The sequence below is a fragment of the Actinomycetota bacterium genome (genome assembly GCA_009923495.1).
Classification (GTDB): Bacteria; Actinomycetota; Actinomycetes; order S36-B12; family UBA5976; genus UBA5976.
Map to the genome: position 1 here is coordinate 1 of RFTJ01000048.1, position 1,590 is coordinate 1,590.

A 1,590-nucleotide genomic window follows, 5' to 3' on the forward strand; every position below is an offset into this window, starting at 1 on the left:
CGAGGGTCCAGGTTCATGGTCCGGTTCGTCCGATGCTGCCCAAACTGCCGTTCCGCCAGATTCAATCACCGATCTCGCTATACCTACCGATGCGTTTGGTGATCCGGATCTAGCCGACGATCACATCACATTCCGATGGACTGCACCGAATTCCAATGGTTCGCCAATTCTTAAGTACACAATGCGAATCAGCGATGATGGAAAAACATGGTCAGAGCCAATAGTTCTAGATCCAAGCCAGACTAGTTACACAATTAATGGACTCAAACAATCTCAGGCTCGACTAATTCGAATATTCGCAACTAATGCCGAAGGTGACGGCCCAATGAGCGAGGATTTCGTAGTTACTACCGGTGGCCTTCCTCAAATGACAGTTTCTGTCATCGACTCCAATGGCTTGCCAGTAACCGGAGGAGCAATAACTTGGTTTATGGATGATGGATCAGTTCGGTCCAAGATTACATACGGCCTCACGGCAGATGGAGTAATTCAATTTCCAGGAGCGCCTGCAGGTCGCGTTACTGTCACATTGAAAAATGCTCAAATGCAGGATGGGACAACAGTCTCGGGATTATGGCATGCAGTTCTCGGCTTAAAGACAAATGTATTAACTGTTCCAGTAGCACCTGTAGTTGCTCGACGTACGGCCCATATAATCCTTTCCAGTGGTCAGCCGCTTTCAAATGTTGAAGTTACAATGTCACAAATTGGTGAGCGCTCCGATACAACTTCTTACCAAGGGTTCACCTACACGCTTGCGAATTTGTCGCCACTTTCCGGCCTGACAGATGTTAATGGCAATTTCACCGTCTGGGGCTTTACGAATGAAAATCCATTTGTCGAAGTTAAGTATGACGATGGAGTGATTTCGCAGACAAAGTCGGGATACATGAGCAGCACCTTTGAAACCATCAAACTTCGCTCTCTTCCTTTTGCTACATTCGATTCATCATCAGTACAAGGTTCGCTAGGTGAACCGATTCCAGTTGTTGTTTCGGCAGGATTCGGAACTGCATCGTCGTTAAGAGCGTTTCGAAATTCTCACCTAGGCAGATCAAAGGCACTTGGTAGCTCGGGCGTAAAGGTCACTTTAATTCCACCTGCCGGGGCAAAGCTAACATCATGCTCAAGCAAAAAAGTTAAACCAGTTCTTTCGGCGCTAACCAATTCTTCGGGCAAAGCCAAGTTACTTGTTTGCCCAACAAGATCTGGTGTTTACACTTTGAAAACCAAAGGCGCGCTTTCAGTTGGGTCAGTAAACATGTTGGTTAAAGGCGCAGCGCCTTTTGCGGTTAACTCGGTAACTGTTAAGTGTCCAGTTCCAGGCCAGGTACATGCTTCTTGGAACAAGCCGATCTTCGATGGTGGAGCGCCAGTAACTAAGTATGTAGTTACATTAAGTGCGCCAGGCAAGAAAACTGTTACAAAAACACTTGCCGCCAAACTTAACCCGAAGGGCAAGGTGCTTAAAGCTCCAGCAACCGTACTGGATTTGAGCGGTTTAGCCAATGCAACAACCTACAAAGTCAGCATTGTTGCATTCACCGATAACGGAAGTAGTGACCCGTATCTAACGACGATTCCAGTTGC

At 47.0% G+C, this 1,590-nt stretch carries 1 protein-coding gene; it reads left to right on the top strand.

Annotation, left to right across the window (positions count from 1 at the left end; translation table 11 throughout):
- Positions 1 to 1,590 (top strand): fibronectin type III domain-containing protein (locus EBS36_07415; protein ID NBU32976.1); only part of this gene is annotated, 1,590 nt, incomplete at both ends.